This is a genomic window from Microcoleus sp. BR0-C5, assembly GCF_036705045.1.
Taxonomy (GTDB): domain Bacteria; phylum Cyanobacteriota; class Cyanobacteriia; order Cyanobacteriales; family Microcoleaceae; genus Microcoleus.
This window is the reverse complement of the sequence record NZ_JAUBTR010000021.1, coordinates 33594-58063: the sequence shown is the minus strand read 5'-3', so window position 1 is coordinate 58063 and position 24470 is coordinate 33594. Positions and strand designations below refer to the sequence as shown.

The following is a 24470-nucleotide window of genomic DNA, read 5'->3' as shown; positions in this document are numbered from 1 at the left end:
GCGATCGCACCGGACGGAAAAACCGCGATTTCGGCATCCGAGGATCAAACCCTGAAAATCTGGGACACCGAGACAGGCCGGGAACTCAAAACTCTCACGGGTCATAGTTTCCTGGTAAAAGCAGTGGCGATCGCACCCGACGGAAAAACCGCGATTTCGGCATCCTGGGATAAAACCCTGAAAATCTGGGATACCGAGACAGGCTTAGAACTGAAAACTCTCACGGGTCATAGTGACTGGGTATATGCAGTGGCGATCGCACCCGACGGCCTCACGGCGATTTCCGCATCCGGGGATAAAACCCTGAAAATCTGGGATTTGCTCACAGGTAAAGAGGTTGCTAGTTTCAGCGGAGATAGTGCGTTTTATGGCTGTGCTTTTGCGCCTGATGGAGTGACAGTTGTAGCGGGCGATTCGTCGGGCCGGGTGCATTTCCTGCGTTTGGAGGGAATGGGGGATTTGGGCGATGTTTGAGACAAATTTGCGATGATTTTTTGGGGTAGGGAAACGGCACGGCGCGGTGTTATATTTTGCCGTATTTACGATTGTTAGATGCGATCGTCGCATTCGATTTAGTTGGGCGGGCGATCGACTAAGGCCAGATCCCCCCTAGCCCCCCTTAAAGAAGGGGGGGACAAGAATCTTTTCAAAGTCCACCTTCTTAAGGGGGATTTAGGGGGATCTGGCCTCGGCGATTGACGACAGATACAAAAGGTTTTACTGCAAACGGGCGATCGACTTTTGGGGATTTGGGCGATCGACTTTTGCGGAAACGGGCGATCGACTTTTTGGGAAACGGGCGATCGACTTTTTGGGAAACGGGCGATCGACTTTTGGGAAACGGGCGATCGACTTTTTGGGAAACGGGCGATCGACTTTTTGGGAAACGGGCGATCGACTTTTGGGGATTTGGGCGATCGACTTTTGGGAAACGGGCGATCGGGCGATCAAAAAACAGTGTAAAATAAGGATAAACTCAAAACAATTATGAGAGTTATTGAAATTACCGAAGCGATCGATCCGCTTGCAGAATATGCAAATAGTCAAGAGCCAATTATGTTGACTCGCAACGGACAAATCATAGCAGCATTAATGCCATTTACCGGCAATCCAGAAACAGACAAACTTCCTTCTAACTTCCAGGAAGCTATCGAGCAACTATCCTTATCAGAAGAAAGTGCCACAGGCAATTCCCGCCAACAAACAGAATTAGCAACAACCTTTTACCAGTTAGCCGAACAATGGAAAACCGAAACTCGCGGCATTTCATCCACCGAACAAATGTCAGTACACCCAGCCTATCAGCAAATTATTGGCATGGGCCCCAATGTGATTCCGCTATTGTTGCGAGAATTGGAAAATAATTCCGGCCGCTGGTTTTGGGCTCTCAAAGCAATTAGTCGTGAAGAACCAGTAACGCCAGAACAGCGGGGTAAAACGCAATAAATGATTGCAACTTGGTTAAATTGGGGCAGAGAGAAAGGTTACAAATGGTAGGAAATGAAGCCTGGATTGCTAGGGTTAAAGTTTGGATAGAACGAGATTTTCCTAACTTGTCAAATACAGGTTATAAAATCACTAGCCCCGATACAATCGATTATAATTGTATTGATTGGGCGGCAGAAGATAACGAGAGATGGTGGTGGCCGGATTCACAAAATATTGATTATTGGCCTGCGGGAGTACCGCGCGAAGTGACGCTTAATGCTTTCATCCAAGCTTATCAAACTATAGGTTATCAAGTTTGCGATCGTCCGAATTTAGAACCAGGATTTCAAAAGATAGCAATCTACGCTGATTCTGCGGCGAAACCGACACACGCAGCCAGACAGCTACCTGATGGGAAATGGACGAGCAAACTCGGCCAAGATGAAGATATTCAACATGAAACTCTCGAAGGGCTCGTCGGTGAATTTTATGGGAATGTTGCTTGTATTATGCGTAAAGATATCGAATGCCCCACACAACAGTAATACTCGCGATCAGTGCCGATGGTAAGATTGCAGATGCAGTGCGATCGCCCGCGAGATTCGGTTCTGCCAACGACAAAGCCCACCTCGAACAGCAAGTAGCAGCAAGTGACGCGGTTTTGTTCGGCAACGGCACTTTACAGGCTTATGGGACGACGATGAGAGTGATTTCGCCGGAATTGCTCAAACAGAGGGAACTGCAAGGGAAGCCCCCACAACCGGTGCAAATTGTATGTTCGCGATCGCCCCAATTTGACCCAAACTTGCGATTTTTCCAGCAACCGGTGCCGCGATGGCTGCTGACTGGCCAAGATGCGAACACGGTGAATGACTGTGAGTTCGATCGCACTATCCATGCTAAAACAACGGATGGAGAGATTGATTGGATTGATGCGTTTCAACAGCTAGCCAGCTTGGGTATCAAACGCTTGGCGATTCTGGGCGGAGGGAAACTGGTAGCGTCTGTGCTCGCTGCGGGCTTGGTTGATGAACTTTGGCTGACGGTGTGCCCGTTAATTTTGGGCGGAGTGGATGCGCCAACTCCCGTTGAGGGAAAGGGTTTTTTGGCGGATTTGGCTCCGAAATTGCAGCTTTTGGCGGTTAAACAGGTGGGACAAGAGGTGTTTTTGCATTATAAGGTCGATCGGGCTAAAGAAACCGGGTTTTTTCCTGAATCTGGCGACTGCGATCAAGGATTTTCGCAAAAACCCGGTTTCTGATTACTCGCGTTTCCCAGCGATCAAATAATTGTATTAACTTAAATGAAGTTCGATCGCTCTACGCTCAAATCTCCCTATGCTGAAACAGCCAAAACCTCAATATTCTGTAGCCTGGATTAGCACAATAGGCGAAATCCCGCAAGCGTCGTGGGATGCCTTGGCGATGCCACTAAAAACTCCATTTCTGGAATGGGATTGGCTTAACAATCTCGAAGTATCGGGCAGTGCGACAGGTAAAACCGGTTGGCTGCCGCATCACTTGACTGTGTGGCGAGACAAACAGTTGATTGCTTGTGCGCCACTGTATGTCAAAAGCCACAGCTACGGCGAATTTGTATTCGATAATCAGTGGGCCGATTTAGCTCAACGTTTGGGCATTAAATATTATCCGAAATTGATGGGAATGACGCCGTTTACTCCGGCTGAAGGCTATCGGTTTTTGATTGCCGAGGGGGAAGATGAAGACGAGTTAACCGGAGTAATGGTAAGCGCGATCGACCATTTTTGCGATCGCCACAATATCTCCGGCTGCAATTTCCTTTATGTCGATCCAGAATGGCGGCAGCGCATGGAAAGCCACGGTTTCAGCAGTTGGCTGCACCACAGCTATATTTGGCAAAATCAAGGCTATCAAAATTTTGACAATTATTTAGGCGCATTTAATGCCAACCAGCGCCGCAATATCAAGCGCGAACGCAAAGCAGTCGATCAAGCTGGTTTGTTGATAAAAACGCTGACGGGCGATGAAATTCCCCAAGCCATGTTTGCTCAAATGTATGCTTTTTATGAGAATACTTGCGACAAATTTGGTTGGTGGGGAAGCAAGTATCTGACTAAGCGATTTTTTGAACAGTTGCACCACAATTATCGCGATCGAGTTTTATTTGTAGCCGCCTACGACAAGGAAGATGAGAGACAGCCGGTGGGTATGTCTTTTTGTTTGTATAAGGGCGATCGACTGTACGGGCGTTATTGGGGAAGTTTGCAGGAAATAGACTGTTTGCACTTCGATGCTTGCTACTATACGCCGATCGAATGGGCGATCGATCGGGGCATCCAAAGCTTCGATCCCGGTGCCGGCGGGCGGCACAAAAAACGGCGCGGCTTTCCAGCTACGCCAAATTATAGTTTGCACCGATTTTATAACAACCGTCTGGCGCAAATTCTCAAGTCTTATATCGGTCAAATTAACGAAAGAGAACAGGAAGAAATTGATGCAGTCAACGAGGATTTACCTTTTACTAAGTTACCTCCTTTGTTACTCGGCGAGTGACGGCTGACTGGGAATTGGGAATTGTAAATTAGTAACAGCCCATCGGTGTCAACCTAATACTAAAACCCTGTGTATATCTCGTTTGTATCGAAGTTTCGATACCCCTAAATCCCCCTTAAGAAGGGGGAATTTGAATGCTCTTCCCCCTTTATTAATGGGAGTTAGAGGGGACGTAAGAATACTCTTGTCCCCCCCTTATTAAGGGGGGTTAGGGGGGATCGAAACTCAACTATAAACGATATTTATTATGGATTTTAGTCTTAAGTTGACACGAATGGTAACAGTCAACAGTCAACAGTCAACAGTCAATAGTCAACAGTCAACAGTCAACAGTCAACAGTCAACAGTCAACAGTCAACAGTTAAACTAATTCAAAATTACCTTGCCATCTTCCTGAATTTGCAGCGATTTTGTATCAGCGTCCAAGTCAGTTGTCGCCCCGAAACTGACTTGCAACATTCCCGGCATCGCGGTTGCTTGGGGGCGAACCAGCAGCAATCCGCCGTCTGGGCGCTGGTAAGTGAGGGTGATTGGCACTTTGAGGGCTTGAAGCAAAATTTCAGATTGTTCGCCCAGAGTGCGCGGCTGGGTGACGCCTACGATTTGATAATTGATGACAGCATTGGTGGTATTCACCAGTTTAATTACTATCATGCCTTCGGCAGGCGTAACTCGCGCACTGGGCATGGGGAAGCGGGGAGGCGCGTCTGTTGGTGTAGAGGGCATCCCGCTGGGGCCCGGACTCGCAGCGGGAGTTGGTTCGCTGACGGGTTCTTCAGTGGCTGCGGGAGTTTCTGCGGGTTGGGAAACGGGTTTTCCTTGTTGGGGCGGGGGGCCGCCGGCTTGGGAAAGTGTTGCGAGACTAACGAGTAAACCCCCGCAGGTGGCGGCTAGCAAGCTGATTTTTTTTAACGGTAGATTGTGGTGAAACATAAATAACTCCTCACAAGTTCGATCGAGGTTTTCCAACAACGTTTATGTTAATCTATGCTGGAATTGAATTTTAATAGCTGGGTTTAGGCGCGATGTAGGAAGAATCTGGCTTGAGGGGTAGATTTTTTTTTACCGCAGAGGGCGCAGAGGAGGAGGGGAAGTTTTAGAGGCGAGATGCTTCTGATTTGTGTGGGGGGAGGGTGACGGTAACGGTGGTACCTCGATCGACTTGGCTGTCAATGCGGATTTGGCCGCGGTGATTTTCGACAATTGCTTTGGCGATGGCTAATCCTAAACCGGAACCTGCGGCGCTGCGGTGGGTGCGGGCGGGATCTGCGCGGTAGAATCGATCGAACAAATGCGGCAGGGCTTCTGCGGAAATTCCGATGCCGGTGTCTGTTACTTTGATTTGCAGCGCTGGATTTAACATCGGCGAATTTCTTTTGTTTTTAGCTGCAAGTTGCAATTCTACTTCAATTTCGCCGCCAGAGGGCGTGTACTGCACGGCGTTGCTGACGAGATTGGTAAAAAGTCGGGCTAGTTGATCCCAGTCGCCTAAGACTGTAAAGTTATTCTCAGCGTTGGGCTGATCGACAATTTCCAAAGAAAGAGAGAGATTTTGGGTAGTGGCGATCGCCTGTTGTTCTTCAATTACCTCCATCAGCAAAGCATCGAGAGGAACCTCAATCCACTGCTGCTGCACGATACCGCTGTCTTGTCTGGCTAAAAACAGCAAATCGTCAACCAAGCGCCCCAAACGGCGCGTTAGGCGTTCGATAACTTGTAGCTGTTGATGCTGCTGCGGTTCGATATCCGGTTCCGCCAAAGCTACTTGGACGTTAGTTTGAATAGTGGCGATCGGATTTCTGAGTTCGTGAGAAGCATCAGCGGTAAACTGTTTGAGACGCCCGTAAGACTCCCGCACCGGTGCCATCGCCAATCCCGACAGCAGCCACCCAATAGCTGCAACGCAAATTAGAGTTAAACCCGCGCCCAAAATCAAATCGAGAATTAATTGGCGGATGGGTTTTGTCACTTCAAACCAAGGATGGCTGACTCGCAAATATCCCAGAACTTGGCGACCGATTTGTACTCGCTGCGTTACTTGTCGGAGGGAATAGTTTTGAGCCGACTGCAACTTATTATTAATTATCCAAACTGTTTCGCCGGTGCGGTTAGCGTGAATAGGAATATTCAGCGGTTCCGATAAAGTAGACCACAGCAATTCGCCCGTAGGACTGAACCATTCTAAATCAATGTGGTCGTCTTCTACTGCATCGGTGCTATCTCGAAAACTGGCTTGAATATTAACTTGCAACTTATTTTTATCTTTGGTAGTAGGGAAAGTTAGCGGTTCGATAACGAGAGTTCGCTCTATTACTTCAACAACATGATTGAGGGTGTCATCAATGCGATCGATCAAAGTATGGCGGACGTAGAAATAGAAACCAGTGGCGAATACAAGCAACAATACAGCAGTAACGGCTGTGTACCAAATAGCGAGGCGACGACGGGTAGCTTGGAACATATTGCGAAAAAATCAGGAATCACCAATAGAATATTAAATAAAATCTGAAGTAATATCGCCGGCTCATATCTTGAGATTCATCTGCGTTCATCAGCGTATATCTGCCTTAATCAGCGGTTCCTCTTTCCATTATTAATACTTCAGACAGATGTGGAGAGAGGTGTCAGCCTGGTAGTCTACTCGCTAAACTTTTTAGGTAGAAAGCCTGTGAATAAATTTTTATTTCGAGCTGCGATCGGGCTATTAATGGCATTTTTTGGGGCAATTACCTATTTTACAAACGATGTACAAAATCCGGTAACAGGAGAGAGACAGCGGGTGCAGCTTTCTCCTCGCCAAGAGATAGTTTTGGGATTGCAGGCGCGAGATCAAATGGCCTCCAAATACGGGGGGCTTTATCCCAGCCAGAGTATTCAGCAGTATGTCGATCGAGTAGGAGAACGAGTTGTCAACGGTTCGGTGGCGAAACAAGCAGGTTATCCGTTTGAATTCCACCTGCTGCGAGACCCAGAAACTGTGAATGCTTTTGCTTTACCGGGGGGACAAGTTTTCATTACTGCGGGGCTGCTGCGGCGGCTGAATTCGGAGGCTCAGTTGGCTGCTGTACTGGGGCACGAGGCCGGTCACGTGGTGGGCCGGCACGGTGCGGAACACTTGGCAAAACAGCAGTTGGGCAGGTCTTTGGTAACGGCGGTTGGGGTGGCTACTAGCGACGATCGCGGGGGCGGTCAGCAGGCAGCATTAATTGCTCAAGCTGTCAATCAAGTTGTCGGTTTGCGGTACGGTAGGTCTGATGAACTTGAGAGCGATCAGCTCGGTTTTCGGTTTATGACGGAAGCGGGTTACGATCCTAGAGGTATTGTTGAGGTGATGAAAATTCTCGGTGCTGCTAGGAAGGGCGAAGCGCCGCCGGAGTTTTTAAGTTCTCACCCGAACCCTGAAAACCGAGTTGAAAAGTTGCAAGCTTTAATCGCGAAAAATTACCCTAACGGCGTTCCAGCTAATTTGAGGTCTGGACGCGAAGAGTTTGCTAAAAATGTGTCGGGCGGTTAGCAATAATTGCATCGGGCTTTACAAAAGTTATTACTAAAGGCGGATCAAAGTTCGGCTTGGATTTGACACGATCGACTTAATGAGCGATCGAGCAATTGGAAAGTTGAAAACCATGATTGAATCTTGGATGATTATCGGCGGCGTGACTTTCTCAGTCGCGTTCGGTACTCTGTTTTTTAAACTGCGCGATATTAACTGGGCAGTCAAACTTCAAAGACCGGATTGGATGTTTTTTGAGCCTGCTATTCCGTTAATTTGGACGGTGATTTTTGCTTGCGGGGCCGGCAGCGCTACTTTCGTGTGGGAACAGGAGCCAGGGAGCCTTAAAAGTGGGCTGTTGATGGCTTTGTACTTGCTTTTAGAAATTGTCACAGTTGCTTATATTCCCGCTACTCTCAGAGCCAAAAGTCTCAAAGTAGGGACAATGTTGGGAGGGGCTGGCGAGATTTTGGGATGTGTGTTGACGTTGGCTGTTTTGCCAATTTCTCAAACAGCAGCTTTGTTACTTTTGCCTTACGCGATTTGGGGTGCGATCGGCACTTATATTACTTGGGAAATGATTGATTTAAACCCAGAAGCTGCATAAATATAACGAACCGCGAAGACGCGAAGAATAACAGGCGAGACGCCTGTTCCACGAAGTAAGAAAAGATCGAGAAAATTTTAAAGCGATTCTGAAGTAATAACCATTGAATAACTATTAACTAACCATTCACAAGGATAATGCTCTTCTCTTTTCTTCTCTTGTCTTGTGGAACAGGCGTCCCGCCTGTTCTTATTCACACCTTCGCAGTTCATTAAAAAAAAGGATTGTTAATAGTAGCAAATCCTTGCAGCCTGGTTAACCGACCCAATCGAGTGAGGAAATCCGCTTGACTGTGCGTGCATATTTGATGAGAAAATAGATGAATAAAACTGGTTTAAATCAAAGGATGACAGTTATCAATGGCAATTAAAGACCAGCCCCAACCCCCTCGTTTTCGGCAAATTAGCAATATTTTGTTATTGCTATCAAGTTTGTTCCTGCTGGCAAATATCTTTTTGCCCAATTTGTTCGGGCCCCAAATTCCGCAAGTGCCTTACAGCTTGTTCGTCCATCAAGTGCAAGAACAAGATGTAGTCCGAGCTTCGGTAGGCCAAAATGAAATTCGCTACCAACTCAAAGGCGAAGGCGATCAACCCGGTCAAGTGCTGTCAACTACGCCTATTTTTGACCTGGAACTGCCTAAACTTTTGCAAGAAAAAGGCGTTGAATTTGCGGCAACTCCCCCTTCTAAAAATGGCTGGATCGGCAGTGTTTTGAGCTGGGTGGTTCCGCCGCTGATTTTTGTGGCGATTTTTCAATTTTTCATGAACAGGCAGGGTGGCGGGCCACAGGGTGCACTGTCGATCGGCAAAAGCAAAGCTAAGGTCTATGTAGAAGGCGAATCGGCGAAAATTACTTTTGCTGATGTGGCTGGAGTAGAAGAGGCTAAAACTGAATTAGTCGAAGTTGTTGAATTCCTGAAAACTCCCGACAGATTTACGGCAATTGGCGCGAGAATTCCGAAAGGTGTGCTGTTAGTCGGGCCGCCGGGAACTGGCAAAACTCTGTTAGCAAAAGCAGTGGCTGGTGAAGCTGGCGTGCCGTTTTTTAGCATTTCGGGTTCGGAGTTTGTGGAACTGTTTGTAGGTGTTGGTTCTGCAAGAGTTAGAGATTTATTCGAGCAGGCTAAGAAACAGGCTCCTTGTATTATTTTCATTGATGAATTGGACGCGATAGGCAAATCCCGCAGCAGTAACGCTAGCTTCGGCGGGAATGACGAGCGCGAACAAACTCTCAATCAACTGTTAACTGAAATGGATGGTTTTGCTGCGGGCAATACTACGGTAATTGTGTTGGCTGCAACTAACCGCCCGGAAAGTTTGGATGCTGCTTTGTTGCGCCCTGGTCGTTTCGATCGCCAAGTTTTAGTCGATCGCCCGGATTTGTCTGGCCGCGAAGCAATTTTGAACATTCACTCTCAAAAAGTGAAGTTGGGCCCGGATATTGACTTGAAGGCAGTTGCCACTCGTACCCCCGGTTTTTCGGGCGCAGATTTGGCAAATTTGGTCAATGAAGCTGCTTTGTTGGCGGCCCGCAACAAACGACTAACTGTAGCGCAGGAAGACTTTTTTGAGGCGTTTGAGCGCGTTGTAGCTGGCTTGGAAAAGAAAAGCCGGGTGCTCAACGAAAAAGAGAAAAAGATTGTGGCTTACCACGAAGTCGGGCACGCGATGGTTGGTGCCGCACTGACTGGCGGTGGCGAAGTGGCCAAAATATCGATCGTCCCGCGCGGTATGGCAGCATTGGGTTACACGTTGCAAGTACCCACAGAAGACCGTTTTTTGTTAGATGAATCGGAATTGCGCGGTCAAATTGCGACTTTGTTGGGCGGGCGATCGGCTGAGGAAGTTGTGTTTGGTAGCATTACTACTGGCGCTTCCAACGACTTGCAAAGGGCGACTGATTTAGCTGAACGGATGGTGACAACTTACGGGATGAGTAAGGTTTTGGGGCCTCTAGCTTACGATCGAGGCCAGCAAGCAATGTTCCTCAATGACGGTATGGGAAATGCCCGCCGCGCTGTCAGTGCTCAGACTGCTGAGGCGATCGACCAAGAAGTGAAGGAAATAGTCGAAACTGCACACCAGCAAGCTTTGGATATTCTGAAAGCCAATCGAGAATTGTTGGAAACAATTACGCAGAAACTGTTGGAAACTGAGGTGGTGGAAGGTGACGCACTTCGCGAATTCCTCGGTCAAGTGCGGCCTTTAGATAAGGTTGCAGCTTCAGTTTAATAGGGTTTAATTAAACCGCAGATGAACGCAGATGATTCCAAATCATCTGCGTTTTTTGATACTTACTGGTAGGAATCGCGTTAGGTTACAACCCTTTGATATACTGCCTCAATACAGGTGGGAGAGTGTAAAGACTTTCCTGTTTTTCTATAAAGCAGCGCCGTGATAAAGATTGGAGCGCGTTGAGTAAATCTGATGAGGATATTTGTCCTTTTTCTAGTAATTTTGCTAGGTTGACTGGCTGGTTTTCCCTAGCCAACAAAGACATAACTTGTTTTTCTAGTTCGGAAGTGCGATCGTACTGCTGCTGTAAAATATCTTTCAAATCTTCTGGCAACAATATGATATTATCTAGTAATAATTCTGTCACGCCGATTCCCAACTCTTGAATCAAATTAGCCACGCTTTTTAACCATAGGGGGTTGCCTTGGTAGCGATGAATGAGTGCTTCATTGTTGTCAATTTCTTCTAACCCATAATCTCTGAGTATTTCCCGTCCGGCGGCGATGTCTAAACCTTTGAGTTGTAAAGTACGAATGGGAGTATTTTGGTTTTTAACTTGAGTGACTTCTCTGGGTTGTTCCCAACCGATTAACAGAAAGCAACTTTGATGGGATAATTTTTCTATTTGTTTGAATAAAGAGCGATATTCTTCGCATTGGGGTTTATATTTTCCTGCCAATTCCCCCCTAGAAAAAAGGTTTTGAACGTCATCTAAGACTACTAAACAGCGATGGTTTTGCAAATACTTAATCAGCGGTAAGCGTTTCTGGTTTGTTGGGGATAAATCTTGTTTTTCTGACTGGGAAAAAAGCTGTGTTAGGTTAGATTGAAATTTATCTATGCTGGGGAATTCGTCTAGAGTGTACCAAACTGCGTACTCAAACTCGTCTTTAATTTGTTGTACGAGTTGCACTGCTAGGGATGTTTTGCCGATTCCACTGATGCCGGTGAGCGTGATCAGGCGGCTGCGTTGTTGTAGAATCCAGGTGGTGAGGGTGTCGAGTTCGGGGGTGCGATGGTAGAAATCGCCCAACTCTGGCATTTCGCTTAAATCTTGATGTAGAGTTTGAGGTTGTTTTGTGTTAGATGTTTCCTGATTTGGTGGGTGTGAGTTTGGGAGATCTGGCGGGTATCTAGCATCTCCACAAATGTTAAAATTACCGATGGCTACAACGTCACCTTGTGCAAAGTTTGAAGAATTAGAGACTTGGAACCTCTTAATTGCCGAGCGAAAATTTGATTTAGTAACATCTTCTCCCAATTCTTCTGAAAGTGCCTGCCATAATTCCATTCCTACCTCTCTAACACGATCCTCTGATCTATTAACCGCCTTGGCAATTTCTTTGTAGCCTTCATCTTCCCATGTTCCGCGCAGAATCCTCTCTTGCAAGTCATTGAGGTGCTTACCTGTTCTAGCAAATACCAAATCTTCTGCGAGTTTTAGCACTTCTGTAAGGTTCATACATCCGGATAGATATCAAGGTTGGTTGTATTGTACCCAACATTTACTCACATTTCCCAACATTTTCCCATATTTCCCAATTTTTTGTCTGTTATCAACTCGAAAAGTCCCGATAACTACCAAAGTTTTTGCAAGCTGAAAAACCAAAGTTAAGTGCTAGTATGGAGCGGGAGCAACTTTACTCTGGGAAATGTCAAATACATGGCTCAACCTATAAATTTAATAAGATATCAGTGAGATGAAAGACACGCTCATCGTCAAAATTCTCAAGGAAGGCGACCAAGTTTTGAATGTCTCATACATTGGTGAAGCGATTCACATAGTTGTGCGGAAACCGAACGAGGAAGTTTTTGTTTACTCCGTATCCCGTGATGCATATGGACAGCCTAAACTGTCTAAATTACCAGAGATTACCATCACTCATGGAGATGGTGAAGTTGAAGCACGGGCAACCGATGCTAGTGGTCAAGAAGTTCTCTCTATAACGGCTTAATGAGGTGAGTAATGGGTAAGAAGTCTCTTAAAATAACAGTTCATGGTTTATCTGATGAAAACTACGCCGATGTTGCTCATGGGATAGTGAAAACAGTCAAGTCAGTTGCTCCAAATAGCGATATCTCAATTCTGGGGGCCAGTCCACAAACATTTAAGGGTTCATCCAACAAGGAAATCGAGGGTAAGTAACGTGGCAAGTCAGAAACGATCCAACGAACACTTGAAGGCACAGAAGGCAGTCAAGCAGAGGGATGGTAACGAATGTGAAATTTGCGGTAAAGTCCCGGAGATCGCAAATGGACACCATGTTATTGCTTACAGTGATGGTGGTCCGGCGGATTTGAAGAATATGATGACACTTTGCCCAGAGTGCCACAGGGCTTACCACAATGGAGAAATACAAGTCGATATTTGGCGATTTTGAATACAACGTCAAGCTTGCCTACTGTTCTCCAAGATACCTATAAAAATTGATAAGCCTCAGCTTTTGTTGCTGAGGTTTTTATTTTTATTTAAGGGGTTAAATCGCACCTCAACCTGCATCCCATCTGAGAAAGTCCTTTCTTTTTGCTTCTGCATCCCGCTCCATCGCAGCTATAGTTTTTGTAAACTTTTCAACCCATTCTTTACTGACTTCATACTCTAGTTCATCTTTACTCAGGGTTTCCACCTCATTAAATCTATAGCTATAATTCCTTTACCATTATAAACAAACAGAAACCCGGCTGCTTCAAACAACCGGGCTTCTCCATATTTTTGCTGCATTTTCGACCGCTCAAATTCCGGGTACGTAGGCCATAACTGGAGTACCTTGCTGCTGCTGCGCGATTTCCAAAAGGCGTTGAATCCGCTCCTCTGTCGGCGGGTGAGTGCGGAAAAGTGACTGCAAACCTTTAGTCGAAAAAGGATTCACAATTAGCAGCGGCGACATCGCAGGATTGCCGTGCATCGGAATTTCATGACCCATTTTCTCCAATTTTTGCAGCGCGTTTGCTAAGCCGATCGGGTTATTGGTAATTTCCACCGCACCGCTGTCTGCTGCAAATTCCCTTGTCCGAGAAATCGCCATTTGAATTACGGTTGCTGATAGGGGTGCTAAAATGATTAAAAACAGCAACCCAAACGGATTCGGCCCTTGTCTGCTATCCCGCGTCACCGGGCCGTAAAGCGCTCCAAAAGTCAGAATTCGCCCGATAAATGTAATTGCACCGGCAATTGTTCCTGCAACTGCTTGAGTGAGGGTGTCGCGGTTGCGGATGTGCGTGAGTTCGTGCGCTAAAACGCCTTCCAATTCTTCGCGGGAAAGCAGATTCATGATGCCTTCAGTAACTGCTATTGTCGCGTGTTCCGGGTCTCTTCCTGTGGCGAATGCGTTGGGAGATTGAGTGGGAACTACAAAGATTTTCGGTACGGGAATTTGGGCTTTTTCGCTCAGCGATGCTACCATATCGTAGATTTCGGGTGCTTCGCTGCGGGCGATCGGCTGAGCGCGGTAAGCCATTAAAGCGGCCGTGTCGGAATAGTACCAAGAGCTAAAACTTGAGAAGGCGGCTAGCGCTAAACCGATGTAAAGTCCTTGCTCGTTGCCGATTAAATAATAACTTCCTAAAACGAGAAGGCCGCTTAGGAGTCCTAAGAGAGCGGCTGTTCTGAGTTGATTTGTTCCTAACATGGCGGGTTGAGGGCGATCGCTATTTTGATATTTTTGAGCTTGTAATTAGATTTTCATGTTTGGGAGCGATCGCGCCTCTATCTGCCGAAATAACTGCTGTCGCCAATAGTAGTATTTCACCTTTTGAGTCAGAAACTGGGAATCCCTCGGGAGGCTCTATCGCCTGCTCTCAAGAGGCGATAGAGCCACAGGATATGACATTTCCAGGCTCTGGTTGGAAACGAGATTAAACGAGATAACCATTCTAAATACCCTTGGACTGCAATTACAGTATAATTAGTGAATATGACATAGTAAAAATTGTACAGAAATCATGACTATCGAGCTACAGATTTTTCAAACGGTCGTCAAGATGCCAGAATCTCTCAAACAAGAGATATTGCATTATGCAAAATATCTACTTGAAAAACACGCCAAAACAGAATCATCTCCCGAACAAATTGAACAACCTCATGGTTATGGTAGTTGGGCCGGTCAGATCGTTATGTCTGATGATTTCGATGAACCGCTGGAAGATTTAAAGGAATATATGTAACATGGAATCCCTTTTAGATACTCATGCCTTTCTGTGGTATTTGCTTGGCGATTCCAATCTAGGTAGTAAAGCAAAATAAGCGATCGATACTAAAACAGGTTTGTATTTTAGTATGGCCAGCCTCTGGGAAATCTCTATTAAAATTAATGTCGGTAAGCTTCAACTGAATCGGCCATTTGAAGACCTGCCGAAGGAATTGCAATACATTAACGCTCAAATTCTACCAATTACATTTGAAGACACTGAGATTTATGCAGGTCTTCCTCTGCATCATCGAGATCCTTTCGATCGCATTCTGGTAGCACAGACGATGAATCATTCGCTGGTTTTGATTAGTCGTGATGAGGCTTTCGATGCTTATCCAATTCAGCGGGTGTGGTGATGAAGAAGGCAAAAATTTTATAAGTAAGCCCAGCTAACAAAACAGAATAGCCAGATACCCGACTTGTTTAAGAAGTCGGGTATCTGGCTATTAGGTTGAATTCTCCAACCCTAAACCGCTTGCACTTGCTTTTCCTCAACAGCAACTGGTTCTTGATATACAGTTTGAGACTCATTAGCCAAAAAGTCAGCCAATTGAGCTTCAATTTCATCCCGTACAATCTGGCGGTATTCGAGGAAATGCTCGTTGTGGGCGCACACAGTTAAATAGTGATCCCAAACCGCAGGATTGCGCTTGACAATGCTGAACAAATGATGCCAAAACTTCCAGCGAGTGCTACGCTTGACTCCCTGACGCCACACCACAGTTAGCAGTGCTCGCAAGTCTATCCAACTGGGAATTCTTGCAGGTATATTTGCTGTAGGTGCACCCAACATTAAGAAATGGCGATAAGTCCGGTCTAAATATTTCTCAGCATCGTACACTTCGCAGAATGCCTCGACATATTCGCGGGCAATATCTTCGAGAGGCCGCGTCGGGATAAAGTTCATCAAGGTAGTCTGGTTGAGGTTGCCAGATTTGTCGCGCAACCGCCCTTCTTTTGCTAGTCTGTGGGACAATGCAGTGTGCGGCAAAGCTTGCAGCATTCCAAAGGTTGTACTCGGAATGGCGGCTGCTTCGGCAAACTTGACAATCCGCTGACCGGCACCGGGTTTTTCGCCGTCGAATCCGATGATAAATCCGGCCATTACTCGCAACCCGGATTTGGCAATTAACTCTACGGATTCGATCAGGGAATTGCGAGTATTTTGGAATTTTTTCGTCATTTGCAGGCTTTCTTCGTCGGGAGTTTCAATCCCTAAAAACACTGCATTGAAATTGCAAGCAACCATCATGTCCATCAATTCTTGGTCTTGGGCTAAATCGATGGATGCTTCTGTGTTGAAAGTAAACGGGAATTTGTGTTCTTCTTGCCAGACTTTTAAGTCTTTTAGCAATAGTTTGACGCTGCGTTTGTTGCCGATAAAATTGTCATCTACCATGAACACGCCGCGCCGCCAGCCCAAGTTGTAGAGAAAGTCTAATTCTGCTATCAATTGTTGGGGGTTTTTGGTGCGGGGTTTGCGGCCGTAGAGGACGATGATGTCGCAGAATTCGCACTGGAAAGGGCAGCCTCTGGAAAATTGAATCGACATCGAGTCGTAGGCGTCTAATTCCAGCAAGTCGAAGCGGGGGACTGGGGTTGTGGTAACATCGGGTTTTACGCCGTCCGATCGATACATTCCGCTTTTTTCGCCCCGCAGTACCGCTTCTACGAACATGGGCAAGGTGATTTCGCCTTCGTCGAGAATCAGGTAATCTATGCCCGCTGCTTGAGGTTCTTCGGGTACGGAAGTCGGGTAAGGGCCGCCGCAAGCTACGGATTTACCGCGCCGTTTTGCTTCGCGAATTATGTCTAGCAAATCTTCTTTTTGGACAATCATTGCGGAGAGAATAACGAGCTCGGCCCATTCCCATTCTGCTTCTGTGATTTGTCTGATGTTGCGATCGACTAACTTAAATTCCCATTCTTGGGGTAAAATAGCTGCTACCGTTACCAAACCCAGCGGTGGCAGCAGCACTTTACGATCGACTAATTCTAGGATTTTCTCGTAAGACCAAAATGTTTTCGGAAACAGCGGGTAAACTAGAAGGACTCGCATTATATGTTAAACCTCACATCAGTAAACAACTTGCGATCGGGCTGGCGTGTTTGAAAGTTCGATCGACTCTCAAGACTTCATGTTAAGGCTAAAATTACGATCTTGCACTCGATCGAATATCTGGCGAGGGGTGACACCCCCTAAAACCCACAAATTGAGCGCAATTTTTAGCTTGCAGTTCCCTGTTAAAGTTTGCAAATGCTGATATCTTATCGTATTTGACCCTTAATTAACGATAATCGCATTTAAAAAGCATGGGATTAAGGCAAAAAAGAACTGGAAACAGTAAATTACTGCTTTGGTGCGCCATAAGAACTCTACATTAGTTGCTTGATCCACATTGACTCTTCCTTTTCCCTCAACATTCATCCGTTAAATCCGTTAAACCCGTTAAATCCGTTATAAAATCCGCTGCCGAACTTCCTTCTGGCCTAATTTGAATCTTTGCCCGGAATCCCGCTAGTTCTTAACATATCTGCCACTGTGCCGCAGTAACTTGGCATTCCTATGCTTTCTGGATTCACAAGGTTTTGATAGGTAAAATGGCGGTAGCTGATGCAAAATCTATCCCAAGCAGCCACCTGAATTCGGAACAGCCAAATAAAGAAATCGGCTAGCCAAGGTGACAGAGTAATCCGAAAAAATATATTTTTATTCAAATACTGGCAAGCTTGTTCTACCACTTCGTTAGCTGTAATCGCCGGATTTCCTAGCACAAAATGTCGCGGTTCCTCGGAAGCAGGCGGGTGATCAACTAAATAATTAACTACTGTGGCAATGTCTGCGCCGTGGATAAAGTGAAAACTTCCATCTGCCTTAAACCAGCGAATCAAACCAATCCATTTTGCGACAACTGGCAAGCCAGATGACAAGTGAGAGACGGGTTTTTCTGCGTCTCCTCCCAATACTAATGTCGGGTAAAGTGCCGTAATCGGAGGCACATTTGTCAAGGCTGACAAATGCACCATGCAGTTGTATTTTGAGCTAATATAATCTGTCCCCAGTTCCCCGGCTTCTTTAAGCAAATTGTTGTCTCTACCGAGAATGCTGGCCGTTGAAAAATAAATTACTTGTTGGCAAGTCTGTGGCGAAAGTAGTTGAATTAGCTGGAGAGTTTTCGTTACGTTAACGTCAAAAACTTCTTGAGTTCCTCCCCAAGCAGTAGCGGCTACAATTGCTACATTAATTGTTTGCAAAAGTTCGGCGTGTTGCTCGATATCTCGCATATCGCCTTCTATGATATTAATGCCGGGGCGGGCTTTCCAGTCAAATTTTAATTTTTCTGGGTTACGAACTAATAAGTAAAGTTCGTGGTTTGTTTCTTGAATCAAAGTTTCGGCCATGTAGTGACCGATACAGCCACTTGCACCCGTCACAAAAATTTTTTTGGAGTTCATTTTGCCGCAGGGGAAGAGGGAGGATTTGACGCTTTTAAGGGCGGTAGGGAAACGGCATGGTCTATTAGTGTCAACTTAAGCCTAAAGCCGCCAGGGACTTAAGTCCCTGTCTAATAGCTAAAGTCCTCTGAAGAGGACTAATGAGTTTACAAGTCTTTTTCTCAGTCCTCTTAAGAGGACTTTAGCTTTGAGGCAGGGACTTAAGTCCCTGCCGGACTGCGGCTTTAGGCTTAAGTTGACATTAATAGGCAATACCGTTTTCCTACAAATATCAGGTGCAATTAACCGGATTTGATCTGATTCTAAAATCGAAATCAAATTAAGCAGCAACTGCAAGCAATTTGTCGGCTTGTTTTGCGGTTTCAAAGAAGAAACGCACGTTATCTTCTGGAGTTCCCGGTAAGACGCCGTGTCCCAAATTGAGGATGTGTCCGCGATGACCGGCTTTGCGAATTGTATCAAGAATTCGATCGCGAATAAACGGTTGAGAACCAAACAACACGCCCGGATCGAGATTTCCCTGAACGTTCATATTGGGGCCCAAACGCTTGCGCGCGTCGGCCATATCAACCGTCCAATCGACGCTGACGATATCCGCGCCGGATGTTGCCATGCGTTCGAGAATGCCGGCGCTACCGGTGACTAACAGAATTAGCGGGGTGTCGGGATGGGTTTTTTTGACTTGCTCGAATACTTGTTTCTGGTAAGGTAGAGCGAAGGTGTCGTAGTCTTGCGGGGAGAGTTGACCGGCCCAGGAGTCGAACATTTGCACGACTTGCGCGCCGCAGTCGATTTGATAGCGCACGTAAACTGCGATCGCATCTGCAAATTTCGAGAGCAACTGATGCAGTAAAGTTGGATCGGAAAATGCCATGTTTTTGATGATGGCATAATCCTTAGAACCTTTACCCTCAACCGCATAGGCCGCCAGCGTCCACGGCGCGCCCACAAAACCGAGCACGGTGGATTTGTTGCCGACTTCTTCGCGCAGGGATTTCAGGATTGTTTTGATAAACGGCAAGCTTTCTTCCGGGTTCAGCGGTTGCAGGTTGTCGATTTGCTGCTGAGTGCGGATGGGTGCGTGGATAATCGGGCCTTTGCCTTCGGCGATGTCCATGTCGATGCCCAAACCCGGCATGGGGGTGACAATATCGGAAAACAGAATTACGCCGTCGGGTTGAAACGCGCGCCACGGCTGAAGTGAAACTTCGATCGCAACTTCGGGAATTTCGGAACGTTCGCGAAACGAGGGATACTTTTCTCGCAAATCTCGATAAGCCTTCATGTAGCGGCCGGCTTGGCGCATCATCCACACGGGCGGGCGGTCTAGGGTTTCGCCACGGGCTGCCCGCAACAACAAGGGAACTTCATTTAATGCCGACATTTTAACTTTTCTCTACCTTAGATATTTCAATGCCTTTGGTAGCTTACCATTGTGCGATCGTCCTTTTTGACAAAAAATTCATCTCTCGGCGGGGAGGGAGATGAGGCAATTGCCTGAGTTCGATAGCAACCTTCTGGCACGGTCAAGGCATTCTTAATAGCTGAAAATATTGCTAATACTGAATTTTCACCTTGACCCTTCTGTTACAATGACAATCAAAACTAACAGAATGCGCGACGGCGACATCAAGTAGACGAAGCATCTAGCACTCTTTGCAGCAGCAAAGCGCCCAAAATCAGGACGGCGAAATAAAAATATGTTTTTTGACAATTGGTTTGAATTGATTCGGATTTTGACCGTGGGCGTTTCCGCTTACGTCGTGCTGATTTTTTTGCTCCTCATCTCCGGCAAGCGAACTCTGTCGAAGTGGAATGCCTTCGATTTCATCGTTACCATCGCCCTCGGTTCGACGCTGGCGACTGTCATCATGTCAAAAGACGTTTCGCTCGTCGAAGGCGTTTTCGGACTCGGCTTACTCATCGGGCTGCAATTCATCGTCACCTGGCTTGCCGTGCGGGTAAAGTGGGTAAAAAATCTCATCAAAGCCGAACCTACTATGCTGCTCAGCCAAGGCCAATTTCTGCCTGTGGCGATGCGGCAGCAGCGCGTGGGTGAATCGGAAATTCGGGCGGCGATTCGGGGGACGGGCAGCGCGTCGATCGAAGAAATCGAAGCAGTCGTGCTGGAAACCGACGGCAGCATGAGCGTTGTCAAACAATCTCCGAACAATTCGCGATCGGCTCTCAAAGATGTAGCTTAGTCGATCTTTAAATCTGTAGAGACCGCGGTTGATACGCTGAACTAAATACAAATTTAGTTTCTGTCTTAGCGCTGTAGGGAGGTAATCTGTCACCATCTAAATGCCCGGTCACAAAGCGATAATTATCGCTGTCAGGAGACTAGGGGCTAATCCCGATAGAATTCTAAATCTCAGAATTCCCCTCATCTTGTAGGGTGCGTCGCTGCGATATTTTCAAGTTTAGTTGTAGATTGTATCGGGCGACGCACCCTACTGTTAATTAAATCGAAACTATCTCGTCACACAAACTCCGCCCACCACTACCCGACATTGATCTCGGCCCGCATCGAATCTACTATCATTCCGCCTCGCCGAATCTAAATTTCTAGTCCGCGAATTGTAGTAATAATCTCCCGCTGGAAAGTTTCTAGTCGGGACAGCGCAGTAAGTCGAGTCTTGATTTCCATCGTCAAACCTTACTCTCACCATAGAACGTCTCTCGCGACAATCAACAGACCGCAAGCCAAAATCATCTTGCAGAGTCTGTGCTCTGTCATATTGACTGTCATATCGATCGTCATTTCGCCTCGTGTACCAATCGTCCCGCGAATTACCAGATCGTCTGTCGCCCCCATCAATTCCCGCAACTTCCAGCGTGTAGCTACCGCCTCTGGCAGCATCTTTCGTTAAGACTAAAAGTTTGTAATCGCCGCTGCGAGGAATTTGATAATTAAAAGAACGGTCTTGCGTAAAAGCGACTTGTTTGTTGTCACCGTAAAACAGCACCATTACGGGAGTAAAACCGCGACTTCTATCTGTGTTTAAAAACACTTCAATGTTGTCGCCTTCCCGAGCGCTGAATGTGTATTCTTGACCCCGCAATTCTTCCGTCGGAGATCCCGGTGTCCACATATTTCGGAAACGGTAAATCGGGGAAGTGCGGCGGATTACTCCATCTATGCGATCGTTATTCCGTATCTGTTCGCCAACAGCACTCTGAGAAATCCCCGTAAGTGCCAATCCTGCAACTAGCACAGTGGCAGCAATACTGTTTAACAAGTTGTGTGCTTTCATTTTAACCTCTCAAAAATTTTAAAATCTTTTGGCTTTTTATGCGCCGACATTTGCATACACACTCTATTTTAAATGTAATTTCTGCCAACCGTGTCAACCTCACCAAACCCGGCTATTTAGCGGGTGCAAAATCTCAAGCTAAAGTTATAGACGTAGATTCCTAATCTAAAGTTGCGATCAATCGCCGCAAATCAGCAATCCCGATTCAGCGTCGAGACTAGCCCTAATTCCCATGGGTAAAGCAGCGTTAACTCCCTCGTGCCCGAAGGGCAAATCCGAGACAATCGGAATATTCAAATCCAAGAGCCGATCGCGCAAAACCTCTTCAATGCTAAAACTGGGAATACTCGGATCAATCTCGCAGCGGCTGAAGCGCCCCAAAGCAATGCCCCGCACGCCTGCGAAAGCCCCCGCCATCCGCCATAAAGTCAGCATTCGATCGACCCTGTAAGGAGCCTCGGAAACATCCTCAAATGCGAGAATAACCCCGGTCAAATCCGGTTGATACGGGGTTCCGAGCAAATGAGAAGCCACCGTCAGATTCGCCGGAAACAGCCGCCCGGTAGCTTGTCCGCCACCCCATCCTTTACCTTGCAAAGATTGTAAGGGACGACCTTCTATGCAGTCAAAAAGTCGATCGACAGACCAATCCGGTTCATCCGCCAAAGTTGTCAGCATCGGCCCGTGAACACCCCAAATCCCCAATTTGTCGTGATTCCACAGCAAAGCAGTAATGTCGGAAAAGCCGATTAACCATTTCGGCGAATGGGAATCGGGAGTTGGAAATTGGGAATTTTCCGCCTTTCCCACTTTTCCTTTTTCCAAAAGTCGAGTGCTGCCGAAACCGCCTCGAACACAGAGAATACCGCGACAATCCGGGTCATTGAGGGCATCTGCGAGCTGTCGGACGCGGTTTTCGTCGGAACCGGCCAAATAGCCCCAGCGATCGTCAAAACCCGGTGTTAATTCAAGTCGATAGCCGCGGGATTTCCAAATTTCTACACCCTTTTCAAAATTGGTTGATTCTCGCAAAGTGCCACTAGGGGCAATTACTTTGAGCAAATCTCCTGGTTGTAGAAATTTTATGTTAGTCATTAGTAGGTTGATTGTTGACTGTTGACTGTTGACTGTTGGCTGTTGACGGTTGACTTTTGACTGTTAGCCTTTGGCTTTTTTTAGTGAGTTAAGATAGGCATTAAGTTTTGGTGAAAGTTCATTTAATAAAGGATGCACTCGATCGATTTGTTCTTGAGTCAAAAGATTGCGAGCGATAGTTGATGGCAAACCATTGACTGTCAACCGTCAACGGTCAACGGTCAACAGTCAACCGTCAACAATTAAGGTAAAGTCAGAATTTCCACCCCAGAATCAGTCACAGCCAGAGTGTGTTCAAATTGAGCCGAAAGCTTTCCATCCTGCGTGATCGCAGTCCAACCGTCGCCCAAAATTTCCACTTCCCAAGTACCCTCATTAATCATAGGCTCGATCGTAAAAACCATGCCTTGTCTGAGCTTCTTCCCCGTACCCCGCTTACCGTAGTGCAAAATTTCCGGTTCAGTGTGAAAAACGCGATGAACGCCGTGTCCCGCAAAATTTCGCACTACCGAAAAACCCTGCGCTTCAGCATATTCTTGAATCGCTGCACCGATGTCACCGGTACGAGCACCCGGTTTGACTTCCGCAATTCCTCTTCTTAAACATTCCTCGGTTACTTCAACTAACTTTTTCGCTACCGGTGAAGGTTTGCCCACAAAAAAAGTCTTGGAAGTATCGCCGTGATAGCCGTCAACTAAAGGCGTTACATCAATATTAATAATGTCACCTTCTTTAAGAATTTGTTTAGCATTCGGGATGCCGTGACAGACTACTTCATTGACGCTTGCACACAGAGATTTTGGAAATCCTTTATAGCCTAGCGGAGCGCTTTTTGCTCCGTGTGCCAAAGTCCAGCGTTCGGCTTCATCGTTAATTTCCAGAGTGCTTACTCCCGGTTTTACCATCGGTTCGAGATGTAGCAGAAGTTCGGCCGCTAAACGACCTGCTTCACGCATTTTTGCGATTTCTCTACTGGATAAAAGCACTAAACGTTCGGTTGCCATAGTTTTTTTCTGTTTTCTTTTTTGTTGTCGATTAAGAGTTTATTTAACTCAATTTGAGAATAGATTTGAACCAGTGTTCACAACGATCGCCCAAAGCTTCCAAAGAGTATTCTACCTCTACTTGTCGCCGACAAGCGCTGCGGTCAATTTGGTCTAAGCGGGCGATCGCACCTACCAAGCCCTTTACACTATCAGGCTCCACTAAAAAGCCCGTCAGTCCGTCTCTCACAATTTCCGCCGGCCCCCCGCGCTCGTAAGCAATCACAGGTACACCGCACGCTAAAGCCTCGATCGCGACATTTCCGAAAGCTTCCACCCAACGTGGTGTCATCAACAATGCTTGGCACTGACGGACTTGCTCTTGCATTTGGGTTGTTGTCAGAAACCCTAAATATTCTACCGGAGCATCCGGGTAATCTGCACAAATTTTTTGCCAATAATCCTCATCTTGCATTTTGCCCATAATTTTTAGGGAAATGCCTGTAATTTTCGCTGCTGCTACTGCATCTTCTAAGCCTTTCTCCGGGGCGATGCGGCCTAGCCAAGCTAATTTAGAGTGCGGTTTGTTGCAAAATTCGTACAGGGATAAATCTATGCCGTTTCCCAACAACTGACACTCCTTGGCAAAGGCAAATGTTTGGGCTTGAGAAGCGGTGTGAACTCCGATCGTACCAGGAAACTGCAGGGCGGTTTGTCCGGCGATGCGATCGAGGGATGCCGAAAGTGATCCCATGCTGATCAAATGTGCGATCGGAGTCCTAAAAAATGGCGTTAAATAAAACGGCAGCCAATCGTAGGCAAAATTAACAATGACATCCCATTCATCCTGAACTTGGCGAGCATATTCCCACATATTCGCCAGCACAGAATCTGCGGGCATCACAATAGGATCATTGTAATCTTGTGTTTGGGCGGTTACTTGCAAATCACCCGTTATTTCGATTACACAAATTGATTCTAAGACTGAACCTATCGGCGCTAAAACTGCTATTTTATGACCGCGACTCTGCAATTCTTTAGCAATGTTAAGGACTGTAAGTTCGACTCCGCCACCCAACCCCGAACCGAGTTTACCGACCGAAGTTGATAGGAACAATACTTTTAAATGGTTATTAGTCATTAGTCATTAGTCATTAGTCAGCCGTCACTAATTATAACATTATCTAACT

Annotated in this window: 24 protein-coding genes and 1 pseudogene; 14 read left to right on the top strand and 11 right to left on the bottom strand. The window is 46.5% G+C overall.

Annotation, left to right across the window (positions count from 1 at the left end):
- The 6 genes and pseudogenes from QUB08_RS12725 to QUB08_RS12700 form a co-directional block, all read left to right on the top strand.
- Positions 1–474: pseudogene (locus tag QUB08_RS12725) on the top strand (WD40 repeat domain-containing protein); the annotation flags it as partial.
- A 221-nt stretch (positions 475–695) separates the two neighbouring features.
- Positions 696–968: a hypothetical protein gene (locus QUB08_RS12720; RefSeq protein ID WP_333225044.1), complete on the top strand. Its 273-nt coding sequence runs from the start codon at positions 696–698 to the stop codon at positions 966–968.
- 19 nt (positions 969–987) lie between these two features.
- On the top strand, positions 988–1446 hold the full coding sequence (locus QUB08_RS12715) for a hypothetical protein (protein WP_333225043.1): 459 nt from the start codon (positions 988–990) through the stop codon (positions 1444–1446).
- Positions 1447–1490: 44 nt separating this feature from the next.
- Positions 1491–1973, top strand: coding sequence for a DUF7689 domain-containing protein (locus QUB08_RS12710; protein WP_333225042.1), 483 nt, complete (start codon positions 1491–1493; stop codon positions 1971–1973).
- The gene (locus QUB08_RS12705) at positions 1955–2689 is read left to right on the top strand and encodes a RibD family protein (RefSeq protein ID WP_333225041.1); all 735 of its coding nucleotides are present in this window, start codon (positions 1955–1957) and stop codon (positions 2687–2689) included. Before QUB08_RS12710 ends, QUB08_RS12705 begins: the two co-directional genes overlap by 19 nt.
- A 76-nt stretch (positions 2690–2765) precedes the next feature.
- Complete coding sequence (locus QUB08_RS12700) at positions 2766–3962, top strand: GNAT family N-acetyltransferase (RefSeq protein ID WP_333225040.1); 1197 nt, start codon at positions 2766–2768, stop codon at positions 3960–3962.
- Between the two features lie 366 nt (positions 3963–4328).
- Here the strand turns inward: QUB08_RS12700 and QUB08_RS12695 are convergent, their stop codons facing one another.
- Entirely contained in the window at positions 4329–4895 is a 567-nt protein-coding gene (locus tag QUB08_RS12695) for a hypothetical protein (RefSeq protein WP_333225039.1), read from the bottom strand.
- A 163-nt stretch (positions 4896–5058) separates the two neighbouring features.
- Entirely contained in the window at positions 5059–6423 is a 1365-nt protein-coding gene (locus QUB08_RS12690; RefSeq protein WP_333225038.1) for an ATP-binding protein, read from the bottom strand.
- Between the two features lie 207 nt (positions 6424–6630).
- On the opposite strand from QUB08_RS12690, the gene QUB08_RS12685 reads away from it, so the two are divergent.
- The 3 genes from QUB08_RS12685 (at position 6631) to ftsH4 (ending at position 10296) form a co-directional block, all read left to right on the top strand.
- Positions 6631–7476 (top strand): M48 family metallopeptidase, encoded by an 846-nt coding sequence (locus QUB08_RS12685; protein WP_333225037.1) that lies wholly within the window; start codon positions 6631–6633, stop codon positions 7474–7476.
- A 79-nt stretch (positions 7477–7555) separates the two neighbouring features.
- The gene (locus QUB08_RS12680) at positions 7556–8062 is read left to right on the top strand and encodes a tryptophan-rich sensory protein (protein ID WP_333225036.1); all 507 of its coding nucleotides are present in this window, start codon (positions 7556–7558) and stop codon (positions 8060–8062) included.
- Positions 8063–8421: 359 nt separating this feature from the next.
- Positions 8422–10296 (top strand): ATP-dependent zinc metalloprotease FtsH4, encoded by a 1875-nt coding sequence (gene ftsH4, locus QUB08_RS12675; protein WP_333225035.1) that lies wholly within the window; start codon positions 8422–8424, stop codon positions 10294–10296.
- A gap of 85 nt (positions 10297–10381) precedes the next feature.
- Here the strand turns inward: ftsH4 and QUB08_RS12670 are convergent, their stop codons facing one another.
- On the bottom strand, positions 10382–11761 hold the full coding sequence (locus QUB08_RS12670) for an NB-ARC domain-containing protein (RefSeq protein WP_333225034.1): 1380 nt from the start codon (positions 11759–11761) through the stop codon (positions 10382–10384).
- A 238-nt stretch (positions 11762–11999) separates the two neighbouring features.
- Here QUB08_RS12670 and QUB08_RS12665 point away from each other — a divergent pair, with 238 nt between their 5' ends.
- Entirely contained in the window at positions 12000–12254 is a 255-nt protein-coding gene (locus QUB08_RS12665; protein ID WP_333105036.1) for a hypothetical protein, read from the top strand.
- A gap of 192 nt (positions 12255–12446) precedes the next feature.
- Positions 12447–12680: an HNH endonuclease signature motif containing protein gene (locus tag QUB08_RS12660; protein ID WP_333105038.1), complete on the top strand. Its 234-nt coding sequence runs from the start codon at positions 12447–12449 to the stop codon at positions 12678–12680.
- Positions 12681–13031: 351 nt separating this feature from the next.
- Here the strand turns inward: QUB08_RS12660 and QUB08_RS12655 are convergent, their stop codons facing one another.
- Complete coding sequence (locus QUB08_RS12655) at positions 13032–13928, bottom strand: M48 family metalloprotease (RefSeq protein WP_333225033.1); 897 nt, start codon at positions 13926–13928, stop codon at positions 13032–13034.
- A 313-nt stretch (positions 13929–14241) separates the two neighbouring features.
- Between QUB08_RS12655 and vapB the strand changes: the two genes are divergently transcribed.
- Positions 14242–14463: a type II toxin-antitoxin system VapB family antitoxin gene (gene vapB / locus QUB08_RS12650; RefSeq protein WP_333225032.1), complete on the top strand. Its 222-nt coding sequence runs from the start codon at positions 14242–14244 to the stop codon at positions 14461–14463.
- A gap of 100 nt (positions 14464–14563) precedes the next feature.
- A complete protein-coding gene (locus tag QUB08_RS12645) occupies positions 14564–14845 on the top strand; it encodes a type II toxin-antitoxin system VapC family toxin (RefSeq protein ID WP_333225031.1) in 282 nt (93 codons plus the stop codon).
- Positions 14846–14955: 110 nt separating this feature from the next.
- On the opposite strand, the gene QUB08_RS12640 is transcribed toward QUB08_RS12645, so the two are convergent.
- From QUB08_RS12640 to hemE, 3 genes are all read right to left on the bottom strand, one after another.
- Positions 14956–16548: a B12-binding domain-containing radical SAM protein gene (locus QUB08_RS12640; protein WP_333225030.1), complete on the bottom strand. Its 1593-nt coding sequence runs from the start codon at positions 16546–16548 to the stop codon at positions 14956–14958.
- A 431-nt stretch (positions 16549–16979) separates the two neighbouring features.
- A complete protein-coding gene (locus tag QUB08_RS12635; protein ID WP_333225029.1) occupies positions 16980–17945 on the bottom strand; it encodes an NAD(P)-dependent oxidoreductase in 966 nt (321 codons plus the stop codon).
- Between the two features lie 319 nt (positions 17946–18264).
- Positions 18265–19329: a uroporphyrinogen decarboxylase gene (hemE, locus tag QUB08_RS12630; protein WP_333225028.1), complete on the bottom strand. Its 1065-nt coding sequence runs from the start codon at positions 19327–19329 to the stop codon at positions 18265–18267.
- 316 nt (positions 19330–19645) lie between these two features.
- Between hemE and QUB08_RS12625 the strand changes: the two genes are divergently transcribed.
- Entirely contained in the window at positions 19646–20149 is a 504-nt protein-coding gene (locus QUB08_RS12625; protein ID WP_333225027.1) for a YetF domain-containing protein, read from the top strand.
- A 270-nt stretch (positions 20150–20419) separates the two neighbouring features.
- Here the strand turns inward: QUB08_RS12625 and QUB08_RS12620 are convergent, their stop codons facing one another.
- From QUB08_RS12620 to QUB08_RS12605, 4 genes are all read right to left on the bottom strand, one after another.
- Positions 20420–21202, bottom strand: coding sequence for a hypothetical protein (locus tag QUB08_RS12620; protein WP_333225026.1), 783 nt, complete (start codon positions 21200–21202; stop codon positions 20420–20422).
- Positions 21203–21379: 177 nt separating this feature from the next.
- Positions 21380–22297, bottom strand: a complete 918-nt coding sequence (locus QUB08_RS12615; RefSeq protein ID WP_333225025.1) for an LD-carboxypeptidase — start codon at positions 22295–22297, stop codon at positions 21380–21382.
- Between the two features lie 242 nt (positions 22298–22539).
- On the bottom strand, positions 22540–23301 hold the full coding sequence (gene map / locus QUB08_RS12610) for a type I methionyl aminopeptidase (protein ID WP_333225024.1): 762 nt from the start codon (positions 23299–23301) through the stop codon (positions 22540–22542).
- 43 nt (positions 23302–23344) lie between these two features.
- Positions 23345–24421, bottom strand: a complete 1077-nt coding sequence (locus QUB08_RS12605; RefSeq protein WP_333225023.1) for a glycosyltransferase family 4 protein — start codon at positions 24419–24421, stop codon at positions 23345–23347.
- Positions 24422–24470: the final 49 nt, after the last annotated feature.